The following is a 19694-nucleotide window of genomic DNA, read 5'->3' as shown; positions in this document are numbered from 1 at the left end:
CGCCGGGCCAGGAGGCCAGGGGGTCAGAGAGTCACACCCACCGTGACCGGCTCGTTGACCAGCATCACGCCGAAGGCGTCGTGGACGCCGGCCACGACCTCGCGTGCGAGCGCGAGGAGGTCGTCGGTGGTCGCCTCGCCGCGGTTGGTGAGGGCGAGCGTGTGCTTGGTGGAGATACGCGCGGGCCCGCTGCCGTAACCCTTGGTGAAGCCCGCCTTGTCGATGAGCCAGGCCGCCGAGGTCTTCACGCGGGCCTCGCCGGCCGGGAAGGCGGGCGGGGCGGTGTCGGGGCCGAGACGGTCCGCCACGCGCGCGTGGAAGGCGGCGAACTCCTCCTCGGTGAGGATCGGGTTGGTGAAGAACGACCCGGCCGACCAGGTGTCGTGGTCCTCGGGGTCGAGCACCATGCCCTTGCCCGCGCGCAGCTTCAGGACGGTCTCGCGGGCGAGGGCCGCGGGAACCCGGTCGCCCGCCTCGACACCGAGGGTGCGGGCGGTCTCGGGGTACTTGATGGGGGCGCTCATGCCGCCCGCGTCCTCGAGCCCGAACCGCACCCGCAGCACCACGAAGCGGTCGGGATCGGCCTTGAAACGGCTGTGCCGGTACGAGAACGCGCACTCCTCGTTCGCAATCGTGACCGTCTCGTCGGCCTTCCGGTCGTACGCGATCACTTCGGTGATCGTCGACGAGACCTCCTGGCCGTACGCGCCCACGTTCTGGATCGGCGTGGCGCCGGCGGAGCCCGGAATTCCGGCGAGGCACTCGATGCCCGCGAGACCGGCCTCGACGGTGCGGGCGACCGCGTCGGTCCACACCTCGCCGGCCGCGAGCTCAAGGTTCGTACCGTCGAGCGAGAAGCCCTTCGTGGCGATCCGCAGGGCGGTGCCCGCGAAGCCCTTGTCGCCGATGACCAGGTTGCTGCCACCGCCGACGATCAGCAGCGGGGTACCCGCCGCGTCGGCCTCACGGACGGCGGCGATCACCTCGTCGTCGGTCGTCGCCGTCAGCAGCCGGGCCGCGGGGCCGCCGAGACGGAAGGTGGTCAGGGGGGCGAGGGGGGCGTCGTGGAGTTCCTGCACGCGCTCAAGAGTACGAGAACGGCCCCGCCGGTCGTGGCGGGGCCGTTCTCGCACCTGCTTGGGGCCTTGCTCGTATGTGGCCTACTTGGGGTCCTGCTTGCCTGTGGTCCTGCGCGGTGTGTCCTGCTTGTCCGTGGGCCTGAGCGGCGCGTCCTGCCTGTCCGTGGTCCTGCGCGGCGCGCGGATCACGACAGGCGCCGCAGCGCCTCCGCCCAGTCGAGCGGCAGCTCGTCCGTGGTGGTCTGCCAGCGCACGAACTTCGCGTCCTTCATGCAGACCGCCGGCCGCCGGGCCGTGGGGCGCCGAGCCCGCGAAGCGCTTCAGCGCGTCGGGCGACTCCCAGGCGGACAGGGTCCAGAAGGTCCGCCGCAGGGGCGCCGCCTTCAAGGAGGCTCCGTACGCACCGGGTGCCTTGCTCACCTGACGCCAGACAGAGGGGGTCTTCGCGAAGAACCGGAGGGCTCCCCACAGGGTGCGGGTCTCGAAGCGGGAGGCCATGACATGGGCCTCGGCGCCGGCCGGCGGGGTGTTCGGGACGGTCCAGGGCAGTGTGGGCATGACGGGCTCCTTCGGAGAGTGCCGGTGGGATGCGGGGCTGTCTCAGTTCGAAGCGGTCTCCAGGACAGGGGCGGACCGGGGCTCGGGCTCGCTCCTGGGGCCCTCGGCCGCGCGCCGGCGGGAGGGGATGAGCAGGGCCGCGGCTCCGGCGACGGCCACCGTGGCAGCGCCCACCCACAGCGCGGGCCGGATGCCGTCCACGAAGGTCTGCGCGGAGTCGTAGCCGCCCTGCGCCGCGAAGATCGACGACATCACGGCGATACCGAGCGCTCCGCCCACCTCGCGCAGCGCGTTGTTCGCACCGGACGCGATGCCCTGCTCCTGCGGGCGGACGCTGGACATGACCAGGTTGGACGCGGGGGCGAAGTAGAGGGACATCCCGATGCCGTTGATGATCAGGGCGGGCAGCTGCGCGGTGTACGAGGCGTCGGCGGCGACCACGGAGGCGTAGTAGGCGAGGCCCGCGGCCTGGAGGAAGAGGCCGGTGGCGACGACCAGACGGCCGCCGATCCGGTCGGACAGATACCCCGCGACCGGCGAGACGAGCATCGGCATGCCGGTCCAGGGCAGCATCCGCAGGCCCGCTTCGGTGGGCGAGTAGCCGAGGACTCCCTGCATGTACTGGCTGAGCAGGAAGATCGAGCCGAACATCCCGAGGAACATCAGCAGGCCGGCCGCGTTGATCCCGGCGAAGGCGCGGGAGCGGAAGAGACGCATGGGCAGCATCGCGTTCCTGGCGCGGGTGCCGTGCAGCGCAAAAGCAACGAGCAGGGCGCCGCCGGCGAACAGGCCGAGCAGGACGAGTCCACTGGTCCAGCCGTCGCGGGGCGCGCGGACCAGGGCGTACACGATGCCGAAGAGGCCGCTGCTGGCGAGCACTGTGCCGACCAGGTCGAGCCGGGCGCCGGTGCCGTACGACTCGCCGAGGCGCAGCCGGGCGAGCGGGAGAAGCGCGAGGCCGAGCGGAACGTTCAGCCAGAAGATCCAGTGCCAGGAGACGTGCTCGGTGAGGCTGCCGCCGATCAACGGCCCGCTCGCGACGGCGAGCCCGTTGACGGCGCCCCAGATCCCGTACGCCGTCCCGCGCTTCGCCGCCGGGACGGCTGCGGTGAGCAGGGTGAGCGTCAGCGGCATCATGATCGCGGCGCCGACACCCTGGACCGCGCGGGCGGCGATCAGCGAGTCGATGCCGGGTGCCATGGCCGCGGCGGCGGACGCGCCGGTGAAGACGGTGAGGCCGACGAGGAAGAGCCGGCGGCGGCCGAACCGGTCGCCGAGGGCCGCGCCGAACATCAGCAGCACGGCGAAGGTGAGCGTGTAGGCGCTGACCGTCCACTCCAGGTCGTCGAGCGCGCCGCCGAGGTCCTTGCGGATGGAGGGCAGCGCGGTGGTGACGACGAGGTTGTCGAGGGCCGCCATGAATCCGGCGACGCTGGTGATGACGAGGGCCCAGACGGCTCCCCCGCGGCGTGCTGTCTGCTGTGACATCGTTCCCCCAGAACGGTGGTTAGTTATTGATGACTAACTTTCATGGGCGCAAAGGTGCCCAGAACCCCGGACACCCACCCGCGGCCCCCCGCGATCAGTTGCCGACTGCCGCTAGTGCTCCAGGCGCCCCTTGGCGCGAGCCGATGGATACAGCCCTTCCCAGATCCGGTGCTCCGGGGGGAACCCCATGGAGACCAGGACGTTGATCAGCATTCCGTAGGCCATGAAGGTCGTCGTCGTACCCACGTCCGCCCCCAGCGGCAGATGCGCCGCCTCCCAGAGCTTCATCCACTCGGCGCGGACCGCCTCGCCGAACTCATGGTCACCGGCCGCCTCGGCGGCGGCGACCGCGACGTACACCTGCATCTGCATCATGAGCCGCTCGGGATCCTCGGCGATGACGCCGGTGTACGCGTTCGCCATGGCGTCCAGGGCTTCCTCGCCCTCCAGCCCTTCGGCGGCCTCGGCGAAGAGCCTCGTCGCGTCCTGTACGCAACGGGTGGCCGCCGCGAGGAAGATGGCCTTCTTCCCCGGGAAGAGCCGGAACAGATACGGCTGCGAGACACCCACCCGCTTGGCGATCGCCTCGGTGGAGGTGCCGTAGTACCCACCCCTGGCGAACTCGCTCATCGCCGCGCGAATGACGCTCTCGCGCCGCTCGTCTGCGCTCATCCTGACCATGCAGGTAAGTTAGTGGCCAATCACTACCTACGTCAAGCATCACGTCTCGGCCGCCGCGAAGGCGTACACACCTTGATGCCTCTGAGCCATACGTGTCCTGATGCCTACGAGTAAGGGGCACCCCGCAATGGAGGGTGCCCCTTACTCAGGTTCCTACGAAGCAGCCGTCAGGCCAGCTGCACAACCGCCCGCGACATGCCGAGCACCTTCTGGCCCGCGCTCGTCGCGACGAGGTCGACGCGCACACGGCCGTCGTCGAGCTTGGCTGCGACCTTGCCGCCGACCTCGATCGTCGCGCCCTTGTCGTCGTTCGGGACGACGACGGGCTTGGTGAAGCGCACGCCGTACTCCACGACGGCGGCCGGGTCACCGACCCAGTCGGTCACGACGCGGATCGCCTCGGCCATGGTGAACATGCCGTGGGCGATGACGTCCGGGAGTCCGACCTCTACCGCGAACTTCTCGTTCCAGTGGATCGGGTTGAAGTCCCCGGACGCGCCGGCGTACTGCACGAGCGTGGCGCGGGTCACGGGGAAGGTCTGGGCCGGCAGCTCCGTGCCGACCTCCACGTCCGCGTACTGAATGGTCGTCGTCATGGTCACGCCCCCTCGGCCGCGCGCGACACGAGCTTGGTGTAGGCGGTCACGACGTGCTCGCCGGCCTCGTCGTGGACCTCGCCGCGGATGTCCAGGATGTCGTTGCCCGCCAGGGACTTGATCGCCTCGATCGTCGAGGTCACGGTGAGCCGGTCACCGGCGCGCACCGGGCGCGTGTACACGAACTTCTGGTCGCCGTGGACGACGCGGCTGTAGTCGAGGCCCAGCTGCGGGTCCTCGATCACCTGGCCCGCGGCCTTGAACGTGATGGCGAACACAAAGGTCGGCGGAGCGATCACATCGGAGTGGCCGAGCGCCTTGGCCGCCTCCGGATCGACGTAGGCGGGATTGGCGTCCCGCACCGCCTCCGCGAATTCACGGATCTTCTCCCGGCCGACCTCATAGGGGTCGGTGGGCGGGTAGGACCGTCCCACGAAGGACTGGTCGAGCGCCATGGACTCGGCACCTCCTGGATTTGCGCTGTTGCCGGATGTGGCCGGATCTTACGGCCGGCCGCCCACACGCGATGAACGACATGAGGCCGCCCCCTCGGAAGGGGACGGCCTCATGTACGAGCCTGAGCTAGCGCGTTTCGCGGTGCGCCGTGTGCTGGTTGCAGCGCGGGCAGTGCTTCTTCATCTCAAGACGGTCCGGGTCGTTACGCCGGTTCTTCTTGGTGATGTAGTTCCGCTCCTTGCACTCCACGCAGGCCAGCGTGATCTTCGGGCGGACGTCGGTGGCAGCCACGTGAGTGCTCCTTGGACGGACGGTTGACGGATGAACGCATGAATAGTAGCCGACCGGAGGACCGACCCCACAATCGGCTACTGTGTGTAGCGGTGACCGGACTTGAACCGGTGACACAGCGATTATGAGCCGCTTGCTCTACCGACTGAGCTACACCGCTTTGATGCGATGCCCCTCACCCGAAGGTGAGGGAACTTCACACCAGAGCCCCAATACGGAATCGAACCGTAGACCTTCTCCTTACCATGGAGACGCTCTACCGACTGAGCTATTGGGGCGAGCGATGAAGACATTACACGCTCGCCCGCCGATCGCCCAAATCCGTTTCGCGACCGCCGCCCATGGGCAGGGCCGCGGCCCTTCCGGAGCCGCAACAGCCGCCCACAGCCGCCTCATCAGCACCGCGCACCACAGCGGTACGACTATTGCGCTCCTCCGCGAAGCGGGCCTGCCGCAGCTCTAGGCTCGACCCGCGCTGCGTGATCTTGTATGCCCCCGGCCCGCCTCCGGTCCGGGGCGGCCCCCGCCCACGCGGCCGCCGCCCCCGAGCCCCAGGAGCGCGATGCCCGACAGCCAGCCGCAGCACCCCCGCTCCCGCGGCAACGACTCCGCCGCCGAGAGCACCGCCCTCCTCCTGTGCGGCGCCCGGCTCACCGACGGCCGGACCGTGGACGTGCGGCTCGACGACGAGCGCATCGAGGCCGTCGGCACGGCCGGCAGCCTCACCACCCCCTCCGCGCGCGTGGACCTCGGCGGCTACCTCCTGCTCCCCGCCCCCGCCGAGCCCCACGCCCATGGCGACACGGCGCTGTCCGAGGAGACGGAGGGGCCTGTGTCGTACGACGGGCCCGACGTGCAGCGGAGGGCCACCGAGGCCGCGCTGCTCCAGCTCGGGCACGGGGCCACCGCGCAGCGCGCGCATGTGCGGATCGGGGATCTGCAGGGCCTCGGCCCGATGGAGGCGGTGCTCCAGGCGTGGCGGTCGCTGCGCGGCCTGGCCGATCTGCGGACCGTGGCGATGCCCCGGCTCCTGACGGGCCTCGCGGGGGCCGACGGCCTGTCGATGCTGCGGGACGCGGTGAAGATGGGCGCGTCCGTGGTGGGCGGGTGCCCGGATCTCGACCCCGACCCGACCGGCTACGTGGAGGCGGTCCTCGAGGTCGCGGCGGAGCACGGCTGCGGGGTGGACCTGCATACGGACGGCGGTGATCCGGCACGGCTCGGGCGGATCGCGACGATGGCCGGAGGGTTGCGGCCCGGCGTCACGATCGGGCCGTGCGGCGGGCTCGGGCGGCTGCCGCGCGAGGCCGCCGCGCGCACCGCCGACCGACTCGCCGCCGCGGGCGTCACGGTGGTCTGCCTGCCGCAGGGCGGCTGCGCGGGCGTCGACCGTCGCGGCACGGCTCCCGTACGGCTCCTGCGTGCGGCCGGCGTGCGGGTCGCGGCGGGCAGCGGGGCGCTGCGCGACATGGCGAACCCGGTGGGGCGCGGCGATCCGCTGGAGGCCGCGCACCTGCTGGTCTCGCGCTACGGGCTGCGCCCCGAGGAGGCGTACGACTGCGTCAGCGGGGCAGCGCGGGCCGCGCTCGGGCTGCCCGAGGTGCGGGTGGAGGCGGGCTTCCCCGCGGAGCTCATCGCCGTGCGCGGCGACCGGCTCGCGGGTGCGCTCTCACTCGCGTACAGCCGGATCGTGGTGCACCGGGGGCGGGTGGTGGCGCGCACCAGTGCCGTGCGGGAGTACTGCGACTCGACGTCGGCGCTCGATCTGCCGCGGCAGGGGCGAACGGGGACGCCCCCGGAGGGCGCGGACTGCGGGCAGGAGTGAAGGGGCCCGCCCGCACGCGGGCCCCTTTGCCTTCTGTGAAGCCCGTCCGCCGCCCCCACCCGGAGCATTGACCGACTGTCAGAAACCGCCCATCGGGGCACCCATGATGAACGGGCTGCCGCCCGCGAGCTCTTCGAGCGGGACCTCGGTCGCGCCGGACGGTGCGCTGATGTCGCCCGCCTTGCCGAACTTGAGCACCAGCGGGACCTTGGCTCCCTTCTTGCCGTCGGAGAGGGTCGCGAGGTCGAAGGAGATCTTCGACAGCGTGCCGTTGGTGATGGAGAAGTCGACGCCCACCTTCTTGGCGGGGGCGTCCTTGAGGTCCTTGGCGGTGGGGAATCCGGCGCCGGGCGGCAGCTCGTCCTTCAGGGGGCCGAGCTTGTCGAAGAGGTCCGTCAGGAGCTCGCGGAAGGACGCCTTGGCGACGATGCGCTCCGTGCCGTCCTTGGTGCCGGCGCTGCGGAGCGTGACGTCGTCGGCGATGACGCCGCGCAGGGCCTTGAGGACCTTCCGCTGGGTGTGCTCGTCCACGCCCCCGGAACCCTTGGAGCCCTCGCCCGAAGCGTGCTTCTTCGCGTCCGAGACATCCACCTTGACCCACTCGCCCGCGAGGGCCTTCGCGAGCCCCTCCTCACCCTTCGGGAGGTCCTTCGGCGAAGGGAGGGGGAAGCCCATGAGCTCCGACGACTTCTGCATGTCGAGGCGGAAGTAGACGAAGTCTCCGGCGAACCGGTACTCGGCCAGGGTGCCGCCCTGGACCGCCACCTTCGCGCCCATCCCGACGAAGTCCTTCTCGTCCGACTCGGACAGCGGCTTCTTCGACCGCACGGAGAAGGTGACGTGGGCGCCGGCGAACGCCTTGGCGATCGCCGGCGGCATGGCCTCGTCGCCCTGCCCGCCGGCCAGCTCCATGAGCGCGTCCGACTTCGCGTCGAGGCCCAACTCGAAGGACAGCGACTTCTGTTCGCCGAGCTTGTCGGCGGCCCTTTCGATCTTCTGACCGGCCGTCAGGTTCTCGACGGTTCCGCAGGCGGAGGTCGTCGCGAGCAGCAGGGCGGCGCAGCCGGCCGCGGTGAGGGTGGTGGTACGTATGGCGCTGATGTCTGTCTCCCGCAGAGGTCCGATGAGAGACCCGGCGGCCGTCGGCAGCGCGGGTCGCTGATGAGACCCACGAGGCACCCGCAAGGTTGCGCGGCGAACGGGGCGGCCCGGCGTACGGTCGGAAACATGCGCATTGTCATCGCTGGTGGTCATGGTCAGATCGCGCTGCGGCTCGAGCGTCTGCTCGCCGCACGCGGAGACGAGGTCGCGGGCATCGTCCGCCGCGCAGAGCAGGCGGACGACCTGCGGGAGGCAGGGGCCGAGCCCCTTGTGTGCGACCTGGAATCGGCGTCCGTGGAGGAGGTCGCCGCGCTTCTGGAGGGCGCGGACGCGGCGGTGTTCGCGGCCGGCGCGGGGCCGGGCAGCACGGCCGGACGCAAAGACACGGTGGACCGCGGGGCGGCCGTGCTGTTCGCGGACGCGGCGGAGCGGGCCGGGGTCCGGCGGTACGTCATGGTGTCGTCGATGGGCGCGGACCCGGCCCATCAGGGTGACGAGGTCTTCGACGCGTATCTGCGGGCCAAGGGCGAGGCGGACGCGTCCGTACGGGCCCGGTCCGGCCTGGACTGGACGATCCTGCGTCCCGGGATGCTCACGGACGACGCGGGCACCGGACTCGTACGCCTGGAGGCGTCCACCGGGCGGGGGCCGGTGCCGCGGGACGATGTGGCGGCGGTGCTCGCGGAGCTGGTGGACACGCCCGCCACCGCGGGGCTGACGCTGGAGCTGGTCTCCGGGTCGGCACCGGTGATGGTGGCGGTCAAGGCGATCGCGGGGAACTGAGCCCGGTTCAGAAGAGCGGGAGCTGGCCGGGCACTGTCGGGACCACGTAGCCGTCGAGGGACGGCTGCGCGGCGCCGAGCTGCGCGGGCCTGCGGGAGCCGGGGCAGGACACGAGTTCGCCCGTGCTGCGGGCTCCGGGCGGGTCGTGGCGGGCGAAGCGGCCGGCCACGACGGCGATGTCGCGGCGGCACTCGGGGCAGTTTCTGCGGCGAGACGCCGACGGTACGGACATGGGGATCAGTCTGCGCCACGGGGTGTCCGAGGATCCGGGGAAGCCCCCTCCGGACGGCGATGCCACGGTCCGGAGGGGGAAGCCCTGGGGCTCCCTGGGCTTCCCTGCGGGCTTCCCTGGTCTGCCCTGCGGGCTTCCCTGGTCTGCCCTGCGGGCTTCCCGCCATGTGGCGGGGAGCGGATTCTCCGGGAGCTTCGCTGGGAGCTCCACTGCGGAGCTCCCCTGCGGCTTCCCTCGAGCTTCCCGCCATGTGGCGGCGCCGGGCGCACGGCCTGGCTCGTCCACGTCCCGTCCGCGCCTCGTCCCGCGCCCCGCTGACCCCCGGGCACCCCCAGTAGGCTGGGCGCGACAGCACCTCATGAACCGGAGCAAGGAGCAGACGTGAGCGAGTCGGCGTCTAACGACCTGCAGCAGGAGATCGCCCGGGAGCTCCAGGTCGCCGAGACCTTCGAGGCCGAGCGTGAGATCGAACGGCGGGTGGCCTTCCTCGCCGAGCGCCTGACCTCCACCGGCCTGCGCTCCCTCGTCCTCGGCATCAGCGGCGGTGTCGACTCCACCACCGCCGGCCGGCTGTGCCAGCTAGCCGTGGAGCGGGCCAGGGCCGCCGGACACGAAGCGCGGTTCTACGCGATGCGGCTGCCCTACGGGGTTCAGGCCGACGAGCACGACGCCCAGCTCGCGCTCTCCTTCATCCGGGCCGACCACGTACTGACCGTGGACATCAAGCCCGCCAGCGACGCCGCGCTCGAGACCGCACTGGCCGCCGACGTGAGCTTCCGCGACGAGGGCCACCAGGACTTCGTGCACGGCAACATCAAGGCCCGGCAGCGCATGGTCGCCCAGTACGCGGTGGCCGGCGCGCACAACGGCCTGGTCGTCGGCACGGACCACGCCGCCGAGGCCGTCTCCGGCTTCTTCACGAAGTTCGGCGACGGTGCCGCCGACCTGGTCCCGCTGACCGGCCTGACCAAGCGCCGGGTGCGCGCCGTCGCGGACTCGCTGGGCGCGCCCGCCGAGCTGGTGTGGAAGGTCCCCACGGCCGACCTGGAGACCCTCGACCCGGGCAAGGCCGACGAGGACGCGCTCGGGGTCACCTACGACGACATCGACGACTTCCTGGAGGGCAAGCCGGTCGACGGCCGGGCCTTCGAGACGATCATCCACCGCTACCGCCTCACCGACCACAAGCGCCAACTCCCCATCGCGCCCTAGAGGGCTCCGTGCGGGGGCCGTGCAGGTACGAGCCCGCCTGAGATCGCTTGAGACCGTCTGAGCCGGCCTGAGCCCGCCTGAGCCCGCCTGTTCAGCGCGGACTCGTGCCTCTCGCGCAGGGGCCCGACATACAAAGAACCAAGAACCCCGTCCGAACCGCGTTTCCGCAATTCGGAGGGGGTTCTTCACCATGTGGCGGCGCCGGGGTCCGACCCTGGGAAGGCCGAGCCAGTAACTCCTCAGTAACGGCCCCGCCCCAGGATGGCGGCTCTGCGCCTCGCTCAACCTCTGGGGTGAACGGGACGCCGTGTGGGGCGGCGTAGAGCACTGAGCGAGGCGCAGGGCTGCATGCCCAGTACGTTGGCCTGCTGGTCGATGGCGGCACCGAGGTGGTCGGCGAGATGTATGGGGCCGTGCGACACACGGACGGCCGGGACAGCGCCCGACTTGATAGCCCTGCGTAAGCGCATCCACCGACACGGGCGTGCAACTGGCAGCCCCCGGGCGCTGGTTGAGTGCCCCCGTCAGGTCTTCAGGGCAACCTCCGCGCGCAGGGTCCGAGCCGCTGCACTCGTGCGATACAGGGACTCGACGTGCGGAGTCGGGTTGACGCGGCGCGCTCTGGCTGTGGTGACCGCTCACCGGAAGGTACGCGCCAGGAGGACGTTCAACGGCAGGTCACAGGGCCAGTAATGGCTCAGTAACGGCGGCTCCCTAGCGTCCGGGCACCCCCCGAAACCCTCCTGGAGGAGTGCTTCGATGCACCTGCCCCGACCGCCACGGCGCAGATCCGCCGCATGGGCGGCTGCCGCGTTCACCGCGACCGCCCTGGCCGCCGGCGTGATGCCGGCCGTCGCCGCCGACACCCCGTCCGCCACCGCCACCGCGAAGGTGGACTCGGCGCTGCGCAGCGCCGTCGCGAAGGGCGGCGACGCGACGTTCTTCGTCACCTTGAAGGACCAGGCCGACCTGTCCGGCGCCAAGAAGCAGAAGACGCACGCCGCCAAGGCGAAGGCCGCGTACAAGGAGCTGCGTGCGCACGCGGAGGACAGCCAGAAGTCGTTGGCCTCGTTCCTGGACAAGGAGAAGGTCGGGCACAAGGACTTCTGGATCGCCAACACCGTCGAGGTGACCGGTGACCAGGAGCTGGTGAACGAGCTCGCCAAGCGCTCGGACGTCGCGTCGGTCGTCAAGGCGAAGTCGTTCAAGCTCGACGACAGCGAGACGGACGACAGCAAGGTCACCAAGTCGCGCACCACGTCGGCGGGAACCGCCTCGTCCGCCGACGGCACCGACACCCCCGAGTGGGGCGTCTCCGACATCAAGGCCGACCAGGTCTGGGACCAGTACGGGGACCGCGGTGAGGGCATCGTCATCGCCAACATCGACACCGGTGTGCAGTACAACCACCCCGACCTGGTAAAGCAGTACCGCGGCAACAACGGCGACGGCACCTTCACCAACGACTACAACTTCTTCGACGCGACCGGGAACTGCGACGCCAGCGGCACTCCGTGCGACAACAACGGCCACGGCACCCACACGATGGGCACGATGGTCGGCAAGAACGGCATCGGTGTCGCGCCGAACGCCAAGTGGATCGCGGCCAAGGGCTGCGGGACCGCGCAGTGCGACAACGACAACCTGCTCGCGGCCGGGCAGTGGATCCTCGCGCCGACCGACCACAACGGGCAGAACCCGCGCCCGGACCTCGCCCCGAACATCGTCAACAACTCCTGGGGTGAAACGAACGGTACAGACCCCTTCTACCAGGACATTCTTGCCGCCTGGGACGCCGCGGGCATCTTCGAGGCGTTCGCGGCGGGCAACTCCGGTGACGGTGTGACCTGCTCGACGACCGACCCGCCCGGCGCGCAGGCCGACTCCTACGGTGTCGGCGCCTACGACTCCACCGGCAAGATCGCTTCCTTCTCCGGTTTCGGCCCCTCGCGGGTCGACGGTTCGGCGGAGCCGAACATCTCGGCCCCGGGCGTCAACGTCGCGTCCACGTGGCCGGGTTCGACGTACAAGACCGAGTCCGGTACGTCGATGGCGACCCCGCACCTCGCGGGCGCGGTGGCCCTCCTGTGGTCGGCGGCCCCGTCGCTGATCGGCGACATCGACGAGACCCGCAAGCTCCTGGGCGAGGGCGCGCGTGACGTCGACGACACGCACTGCGGCGGCACCGCCGGCATGAACAACGTGTGGGGTGAGGGCAAGCTCGACATCCTCGCCTCCGTCGACAAGGCCCCGCACACCGCGGCCACCGTCACCGGCAAGGTCACCGACGAGGCGAGTGGCGCGGCCCTGAACAACATCACCGGGCAGGCCACCGACACGGCCGGCGCCGTCCGTACGGTCACCACCGGCACGGACGGCTCGTACCGTCTGCCGCTGCCCGCGGGCACGTACTCCTTCGCCTTCAGTGGCTACGGCTACGCGAACGGCTCGGCCACAGGCGTCACGCTCGCCGCACAGCAGGCCCTCACGCAGGACATCGCGCTCACCCCGGTTCCCTCGCACAAGGTCTCCGGCACCGTCCTCGACGTCGCCGGCAAGCCCCTGTCCGGCGCGAAGGTCGAGCTGACGGGCACGCCGCTCGACGCCGTCACCACCGACGCCAAGGGCGCCTACTCCTTCGCCAAGGTCGCCGAAGGCTCCTACAGCCTCGCGGTGAAGCCCGCCGCGCCCATCCTGTGCAACGGTGTCTACAACGGTGCTGCCGCGGTCGGCTCCGGTGACCTGACCAAGGACGTCAAGGTCCCGAACCGCACCGACAACGCGGGCAACTCCTGCGCCCCCGCCACCTACGCGTGGATCGCGGGCTCCAAGAAGGTCACCCTGTCCGGTGACGAGGACGCGGCCACCGTGGCGCTGCCCTTCCCCGTGAAGCACTACGGGGTCTCGTACACCTCGGCGTCGGTCACCACCGACGGCCTGGTCAACTTCCTGTCCTCCCGCGTCGGCGACTACAACAACACCGCGATCCCGACCACCGGCAGGAACAGCGTGAAGGGCTTCATCGCCCCGCTGTGGGACGACCTGGTCCTGGACAAGAAGTCCTCCGTGCAGACGGCCACCACCGGCACCACCGGCAACCGCAAGTTCGCCATCGTGTGGAACAACGCCGCCTACGGCAACGGCACTTCGGGCCGCGCCACCTTCGAGGCCGTCTTCGACGAGGCCACCGGCGCCGTGACCCTGCAGTACCAGTCCGTCGCGGACAAGGGCGCGGGCGCCACCGTCGGCATCGCCGACCAGGCCGGCACCGACGCCCTGCAGTACTCCTTCAACCAGTCCGTGATCGCCGCCGGCACCGCCGTCCGCTTCACGCAGGGAGCCAACTGATGAACAAGACCTCCCGAAGAGGCGTACGCCTCGCCTCCGCCCTGGTCACGGCCGGCCTGGTGCTCTGCGCGGTTCCGGCCGTAGCTGTGGCCGATGATGACAGCGGTGTGATGTCGCTGACGGACACGCAGGCCAAGGACCTCTCCGAGCGTCTGCAGCTCGACCCGTCCGCCACGACCGCCGAGAAGACCGATCCGCAGAACGCGATCCCGGAGGCGGACGACACCGCCGGCGCCGGTACGGCGACGGGCACCCCGGACTCCGGTGCGACCGCCCCCGACACCACGGCCTCCGGCACCGACGCCCTTGTGGCCCCGAAGGTCACCGCCTCCGGATACACCGAGGGGGCGACCGGCATGGCCGCCACTGTCCCCGTCGCGGGCACGGACGGCGACTACTTCACCGTGCACGCGCGCGGGAACCTCACCCGTCGCACCGCCGACGGCAAGCAGGTGTGGACGCGGGACAACAACTCCTTCTACAAGGAGTGGAACCTCCCGCCCCTCTCCGCGCGGTTCTCCAAGGAGCCTTACCCGGCCCAGATCACGATGGGCTTCAACGCGGTCTCCCCGTTCACCGCCAACTCCGACAACGGTTACGACACCGGTGATCTGACCGGCGACGGCGTGCCGGACCTCGTCTTCACGGCCGATGTGGGCACCTACCCCTACCGGCCGTTCGTCCACGGCGACAGCACCCTGCACACGGGCACCTTCGTGACCGTCCTCGACGGGGCCAGCGGCAAGACGCTGTGGACCAAGCTGTACGCGGGCGCCTACCAGGTCTCCCTGGTCGGCAAGACGCTGATGGTCGCGGACACGCCGTACTACAACACCTCGGCCGCCTCCAGCTCGACGTCCACGCTGACCGGTATCCGGTTCGACTACGCCGACGGCAAGCTGACCACGGCAGACTCCTGGACGTACGACACGGGTCTGTTCAAGGGCGCCGCCTGGTCGAGCCTCACCCCGCTGGGCAACGGCCTGGTCGCCGCTTCCTGGAACAAGCGCAAGACCAGCGCCACCGACACCACGGCCAACCACACCCTGGTCTTCGACGCGGCGGACGGCAGCGTCAAGTGGCAGTCGACGGGCTCGCTGTACTCGCGCCAGCTGCACCTCGACGCCTCCCGGGGGCGTCTGGTCGCGCTGGAGATGGCGGACGTGAACGACGCCGTCAAGTACGAGATCGCCTCCTACGACCTCAAGACCGGGGACCGCACCACCCTGGACCAGCGCACCAACGTCATCGCTATGGACCTGGAAGTCGCCGACATCCGGAGCGACTCCAAGCCGGAGTACACGGTCAGCGAGGACACCTTCGACCAGAGCCTCTTTGTCAACGCCAACACCGTCCGGGCGCTCGACGGCTCGAACGCCTCCGTGCTGTGGCAGCGCACCGTCAAGCGTGACGCCGACAACACGCTGGACGGCGCCACCGCCTGGAACCTGTCGGCGGTGGACGGCAAGATCGTCGCCTCGTACAAGGACGACAAGGGTCTGAACGACGCGGAGAACCGCGGCGCGAGCCGCTTCGCCCGCCTGGCCGTCATGAACGGTGACGACGGTGCGGTGAAGTGGGAGAAGCGGGGCGTCGTCGCCTCGCAGGCCTTCGCCCAGCCCTTCCGCCAGGGCAAGGAGTGGCGCCTGCGGACCGAGGACACGGACCAGAACATCCGCGTCTACAACCTGGGCAGCGGCAAGCAGCAGTCGATCCTGCCCGAGCAGTCGCAGCTGTGGTCAGCCGTCCTGATGGACGTCAACGGCGACGGCAAGAAGGACATCGTGGCCGGCGGCCAGTCCAGCGCCGTCTTCGCCTACGACGGCGCCGCCATGGTCGCGGGCAAGGCGAAACTGCTGTGGCAGGCCACCGTTCCCGGCCAGATCCACAAGATGGTCAAGGCGGACGTCGACGGCGACGGCAAGGACGAGATCGTGGTCGCCGCCGACACCGCGACCGCCGTCGTCTCCGCGCAGGGCAAGGTGAAGTCGACCATCGACGGCGGCGGCCAGTTCGTGTGGACCGTCAGCGCCGGCGACCTCAACGGCGACGGCAAGGACGAGATCGTCGTCCCCACCGACAAGCTCCGCGCCTACGACGGCAGCGGCAGGCAGAAGTGGGCCTACACCGCCCCCGCCGACAACGCCGTCTTCGCCGAGGCCAGCATCAACGACGGCCAGGTCTACGCCCAGTACGGCACATACCATGCCTTCGACGTGGACGAGGACCAGCCGACTGGTGCCCTCGCCGTCAAGGGCAGCACCGGCAAGGCCGTCTGGGTCGACTCGGCCCCCAAGCCGGAGGGCGCGGCCAAGCTGATCGGCACGCAGATGCGGGCCGCCACCTTCGCCTCCTCGAAGTTCCCCTACGCCGACGGCCACGCGGTCGCCGTGAGCTGGCTCATCCGGGACGCGAAGAACAACCTCGGCGGAGTCACCGAGATCCGCGACGGCCGCACCGGCAAGGTCCTCAAGACCAACAAAGCCGCCGGCCCCTGGCAGAGCGGCAACTGGTTCAACGGTCCGGACGGCGTGTACCAGGTGAGCACCGCCACCGTCCGGCTCTACGCCGCCGACGGGCAGGACTACGCGGCGTCCACCACCGGCACGATCAACACCGGAGGCCTGGCCACCGGCCCGAACGGTGTGTCCTACCTGGTCGGCGCGGGCCAGACCGGCTTCGACCTGATGGACCCGGCACAGGTCAAGGACGGCTGGCTGTCCCGGGTCTCGTACGGCCAAGCGCTCGGCAGCCGCGAGTTCGTCTCCGGCGACCTCGACGGCGACGGAGTGGACGAGATCGTCTCCCTCAACTTCGACGACACCGGCATTGACCGGATGGCGGAGCTGGAGGGCGGTGGCCTCTCCGGTCCCTACACCGCGATTCGCCAGATGACCCTGTTCACCCTGTCCTGATCCACTGCAGGGTGACTGTCAGCGGCCCCTCCCCGGGCGAGTGCCTGGGGAGGGGCCGCTGCATGTCCGCCGGGAACGCCGGGCGGGCGGCATCAACGGGCTTTGCGCCTGCCGGAACCGACGATGCCCCGACACCGGACACACAACCCGGTGTAGCGATCGCCAGGCGCTGCACCGCCACCGCGCCGTCCCCAGCCTCCTTCAGCTGGGGACGAAGCACGTGTTGCGAGCCTGCGGCGCGACGAGAGTCGCGTCCGCCGACACCAAGAGCTCCAACGCCCGCTCGCGGTAGTGCTGGGCCTTGCCCTTCGGCATTCCCTCACGCGTCGTTCAGCGGACCAATCGCGGCGGAGTCCTCCAGGACACCGGCTACGGCGAAGTCTGGGCGCGAGCACGAGAAGCCGTCCTCAGCTCCGAGGAAGCGAGGAAGCTGCCTCACTGCTCGCCAGACGACCGCATGACCTACGTCACGCCGGTGTGTCGTTCTGGCTCGGTTCCGGAGTGGACGCCATGGAGGCCGCACGGCGCGGCGGGCATTCACTGGCGGCGCTGTACCGGGTCTACGCGAAGGTGCTCGCCCAGACTCAACAGCGGGCGAACCAGAAGATCGAGGCCGCGTTGCTCGAATGGAACGGAGTGGGCCTCACCCGTGAGGGACGCCTGGGGGGACACGCGCTGATGAGACCCGGGATGCGGGCGCTACAGCATCCGACAAGCCACGCTTTTCGGGCTAATCGCAAAGATCACTGTTCGAAAAGAAAGAACCCCCTCCGAACTGCGTTTCCGCAGTTCGGAGGGGGTTCTCCACCAAGTGGCGGCGCCAGGATTCGAACCTGGGAAGGCTGAGCCGGCAGATTTACAGTGGGACGAATTCAGGCGCCTTGACCGGCGATTTCCGCACCTCGGGCCGCTCTTGGGGGACACGTGGGGGATCAAGGACGTTCCCTCGGCGGCTCTAACTAGCTGAAACCGCTGCCCGGCCTGGGCTGTTCAACCTATGGTCCAATTATGGATCACGCCTACGCCGTCGAGACGCTGAGCGACTTTCTCGAAGACGTAAACGTCCACCTCTCGAAGCTAGAAGCGGCCAGCGAGGACAAAAGCGGCAGCCGTTACTGGCCTGACTGGCCTCAGGACCTCGCGATCGAGCTGGTGCGTGCCCGCAAGATCGTTGACGCCTACGTCCCACAAGCTCTTACCGAGCTGGGCCAGTACGTCCCAGAGGGTCTCGGGTATTGGCAACTCGTACGCTTGGCAGCAGCCGAGGCCCTTGGGCACGCCAAGCACGCAGACGAGATTGCGGCGTTTCTGCGGCCCGCGTCACCTGTTATCCAGGCGGACGCGCTCCACCCCTGGGTCTGGGAGCCGGCCGCGCCGCTCTGGGCCGCCGAAGCTCATCAAGACGCCGTCCTCTCCGCCGCTCGCACTGTCAACCGACGCCTTCAGCAGAAGCTTGGGCGCCACGACATCGGCGAGAAAGACCTCTGCATGCAGAGTTTCGACATGAAGGCACCTGAGGAGGGCAAACCGCGCCTCCGCTTCGACGGGGACCGAAGCACCCCGTCCTGGAGGGCCCGCCAGGACGGCGCGAAGTACACCTCCGCCGGGGTCTTCTTGGCGCTCCGGAACCTCGCCGCTCACGAGGACGAGGTGAACTGGTCTCAGCAGGAAGCGTTGGAGTACCTAGCGACGTTCTCGGTCGTAGCCCGCTGGATCGAGGAGTGCGCAGTCGAGACGGTTCCATGAGTAACCGCAGAACCCTGCTCCACGGTCCGTGGGTGCGAGGGGTCCAGCAGTCTTACTAACGCCTCTGAACTGGCACCTCGGAACGCAAGGCCGCCTGCCGTCCTCCGGCCCCGCCCGGTGGGCACACGAACCTCGAACTCCGCCTCACCACTGGGGCGTTGTCAGTGGCACCTGTCAGAATCTGCACATGACCCCAACTTCTGTGCCGACGTCCGGGACGCGAGCACCAAGGAGGAGGTCGAGAAGTTCGTGACCGACTTCTTGCGGCACCTGGCGGGGTAGGTCTTGATCCCCCGCGTTCGGGCGCCTGGTCGGGAAACGGCCGTCTCCACGCGGGCGGTGCCGCCCAGGCGCTGATCTCAGCCCTTGGACGGCGCCGCGCGGCCCGCGCTTAGCGCCGCCGCCGCGTCCACTGAACCAAGAAAGCCCAGATCGGACGGTGTCTGAGCTGGGCTTTCAGCGTGGAGCCCCCTGTCGGATTCGAACCGACGACCTACGCATTACAAGCTGTCCTGTCCCGTTCCGTAGCGGTCCGGGGACGTCTGACAACGGGTTCGCGTTGCAGGTCAGGTGGCGTGCCGGACGCCCATGGACGAGGACGTACCGCACCGGATTGAACAGCAATCGAGACTAGAACTGAGACTAAGGTCAAACTCAGAATCCGAGGTCTGCTTAGGCTTCATCCGCGCCCCGCACATCCCCAGCCTCCCCCCGCCACCGGGCGAGGCTGCCCCGGGCGATGAGGGTGTCGGGGTGGTCCGGGCCCAACACCCGAATGCAGTCGGGCAGCAGCGCGGCGAACTCGTCGACCGCAGCCCGCACATCCCCCGCCCGCCCCCGCGCCATGGCGAAGTTGTGGCGAGCAATGAGAGTGCTGGGGTGGTCCGGGCCCGACACCCGGATCCTGTCGGGCAGCAGCGCGGCGAACTCGTCGACCGCACCCCGCACATCCCCAGCCTCCCCCCGGTACCGGGCGAGGCTGCCTCGGACGATGAGGGTGTCGGGGTGGTCCGGGCCCAACACCCGAATGCAGTCGGGCAGCAGCGCGGCGAACTCGTCGACCGCACCCCGCACATCCCCAGCCTCCCCCCGGTACTGGGCGAGGTTGTGCCGGGTGGTGAGGGTGTCGGGGTGGTCCGGGCCCAACATCCGGATCCTGTTGGGCAGCAGCGCGGCGAACTCGTCGACCGCACCCCGCACATCCCCAGCCTCCCCCCGCCACCGGGCGAGGCTGCCCCGGGTGGTGAGGGTGTCGGGGTCTTCCGGGCCCAACACCCGAATGCAGTCGGGCAGCAGCGCGGCGAAGTCGTCGACCGCACCCCGCACATCCCCAGCCTCCCCCCGCCACCGGGCGAGGCTGCCCCGGGTGGTGAGGGTGTCGGA

Annotated in this window: 15 protein-coding genes, 2 tRNA genes and 3 pseudogenes; 7 read left to right on the top strand and 13 right to left on the bottom strand. The window is 69.9% G+C overall.

Annotated features, from left to right (window positions below; all coding sequences use genetic code 11):
- Positions 1–23 precede the first annotated feature (23 nt).
- The 9 genes and pseudogenes from ACZ67T_RS23120 to ACZ67T_RS23080 form a co-directional block, all read right to left on the bottom strand.
- A complete protein-coding gene (locus ACZ67T_RS23120) occupies positions 24–1133 on the bottom strand; it encodes a UDP-N-acetylmuramate dehydrogenase (RefSeq protein WP_469986509.1) in 1110 nt (369 codons plus the stop codon).
- Between the two features lie 131 nt (positions 1134–1264).
- Positions 1265–1637, bottom strand: a pseudogene (locus ACZ67T_RS23115) (DUF3291 domain-containing protein).
- 42 nt (positions 1638–1679) lie between these two features.
- Positions 1680–3125, bottom strand: coding sequence for a DHA2 family efflux MFS transporter permease subunit (locus ACZ67T_RS23110; RefSeq protein ID WP_469986507.1), 1446 nt, complete (start codon positions 3123–3125; stop codon positions 1680–1682).
- Positions 3126–3236: 111 nt separating this feature from the next.
- A complete protein-coding gene (locus ACZ67T_RS23105) occupies positions 3237–3806 on the bottom strand; it encodes a TetR/AcrR family transcriptional regulator (RefSeq protein WP_469986506.1) in 570 nt (189 codons plus the stop codon).
- 167 nt (positions 3807–3973) lie between these two features.
- A complete protein-coding gene (locus ACZ67T_RS23100; protein ID WP_469986504.1) occupies positions 3974–4402 on the bottom strand; it encodes a MaoC family dehydratase in 429 nt (142 codons plus the stop codon).
- Positions 4403–4404: 2 nt separating this feature from the next.
- A complete protein-coding gene (locus tag ACZ67T_RS23095) occupies positions 4405–4857 on the bottom strand; it encodes an FAS1-like dehydratase domain-containing protein (protein WP_469986503.1) in 453 nt (150 codons plus the stop codon).
- Between the two features lie 127 nt (positions 4858–4984).
- Positions 4985–5149: a 50S ribosomal protein L33 gene (gene rpmG, locus ACZ67T_RS23090; protein ID WP_100594914.1), complete on the bottom strand. Its 165-nt coding sequence runs from the start codon at positions 5147–5149 to the stop codon at positions 4985–4987.
- A gap of 87 nt (positions 5150–5236) precedes the next feature.
- Positions 5237–5309: transfer RNA gene (locus ACZ67T_RS23085), tRNA-Met, on the bottom strand.
- Between the two features lie 45 nt (positions 5310–5354).
- Positions 5355–5427: transfer RNA gene (locus ACZ67T_RS23080), tRNA-Thr, on the bottom strand.
- Between the two features lie 284 nt (positions 5428–5711).
- Here ACZ67T_RS23080 and ACZ67T_RS23075 point away from each other — a divergent pair.
- Complete coding sequence (locus ACZ67T_RS23075) at positions 5712–6974, top strand: amidohydrolase family protein (RefSeq protein WP_469986502.1); 1263 nt, start codon at positions 5712–5714, stop codon at positions 6972–6974.
- A 78-nt stretch (positions 6975–7052) separates the two neighbouring features.
- Here ACZ67T_RS23075 and ACZ67T_RS23070 read toward each other — a convergent pair whose 3' ends face one another.
- Positions 7053–8153 (bottom strand): hypothetical protein, encoded by a 1101-nt coding sequence (locus tag ACZ67T_RS23070; RefSeq protein WP_469986501.1) that lies wholly within the window; start codon positions 8151–8153, stop codon positions 7053–7055.
- A gap of 48 nt (positions 8154–8201) precedes the next feature.
- Between ACZ67T_RS23070 and ACZ67T_RS23065 the strand changes: the two genes are divergently transcribed.
- A complete protein-coding gene (locus tag ACZ67T_RS23065; protein ID WP_469986499.1) occupies positions 8202–8858 on the top strand; it encodes an SDR family oxidoreductase in 657 nt (218 codons plus the stop codon).
- A gap of 7 nt (positions 8859–8865) precedes the next feature.
- On the opposite strand, the gene ACZ67T_RS23060 is transcribed toward ACZ67T_RS23065, so the two are convergent.
- Entirely contained in the window at positions 8866–9090 is a 225-nt protein-coding gene (locus ACZ67T_RS23060; RefSeq protein WP_469986497.1) for a hypothetical protein, read from the bottom strand.
- Between the two features lie 381 nt (positions 9091–9471).
- On the opposite strand from ACZ67T_RS23060, the gene nadE reads away from it, so the two are divergent.
- The 3 genes from nadE to ACZ67T_RS23045 all read left to right on the top strand — a co-directional run bounded on the left by nadE (position 9472) and on the right by ACZ67T_RS23045 (position 16565).
- Positions 9472–10302 carry an ammonia-dependent NAD(+) synthetase gene (gene nadE / locus ACZ67T_RS23055; RefSeq protein WP_469986496.1) on the top strand — a complete coding sequence of 277 codons (831 nt, stop codon included), beginning with the start codon at positions 9472–9474 and terminating at the stop codon, positions 10300–10302.
- A 759-nt stretch (positions 10303–11061) separates the two neighbouring features.
- Positions 11062–13650 carry a S8 family serine peptidase gene (locus tag ACZ67T_RS23050; RefSeq protein ID WP_469986495.1) on the top strand — a complete coding sequence of 863 codons (2589 nt, stop codon included), beginning with the start codon at positions 11062–11064 and terminating at the stop codon, positions 13648–13650.
- The gene (locus ACZ67T_RS23045) at positions 13650–16565 is read left to right on the top strand and encodes an FG-GAP-like repeat-containing protein (RefSeq protein WP_469986494.1); all 2916 of its coding nucleotides are present in this window, start codon (positions 13650–13652) and stop codon (positions 16563–16565) included. The genes ACZ67T_RS23050 and ACZ67T_RS23045 overlap by 1 nt, the downstream gene beginning before the upstream one ends.
- Positions 16566–16784: 219 nt before the next feature.
- On the opposite strand, the pseudogene ACZ67T_RS23040 reads toward ACZ67T_RS23045, so the two are convergent.
- Positions 16785–16895, bottom strand: a pseudogene (locus tag ACZ67T_RS23040) (YdcF family protein); the annotation flags it as partial.
- A 4-nt stretch (positions 16896–16899) separates the two neighbouring features.
- Here ACZ67T_RS23040 and ACZ67T_RS23035 point away from each other — a divergent pair.
- Together ACZ67T_RS23035 and ACZ67T_RS23030 are read left to right on the top strand one after the other, a co-directional pair.
- A pseudogene (locus ACZ67T_RS23035) lies at positions 16900–17198 on the top strand (site-specific integrase); the annotation flags it as partial.
- A gap of 375 nt (positions 17199–17573) precedes the next feature.
- A complete protein-coding gene (locus ACZ67T_RS23030) occupies positions 17574–18311 on the top strand; it encodes a TIGR02391 family protein (protein WP_469986493.1) in 738 nt (245 codons plus the stop codon).
- Between the two features lie 672 nt (positions 18312–18983).
- Here the strand turns inward: ACZ67T_RS23030 and ACZ67T_RS23025 are convergent.
- On the bottom strand, positions 18984–19694 hold a 711-nt coding region (locus ACZ67T_RS23025), incomplete at its 5' end, for a tetratricopeptide repeat protein (protein ID WP_469986491.1).

The organism is Streptomyces sp. NPDC107517 (assembly GCF_055582645.1).
The sequence above is the reverse complement of the archived record's forward strand: the minus strand, read 5'-3'. Positions and strand labels throughout refer to the sequence as shown.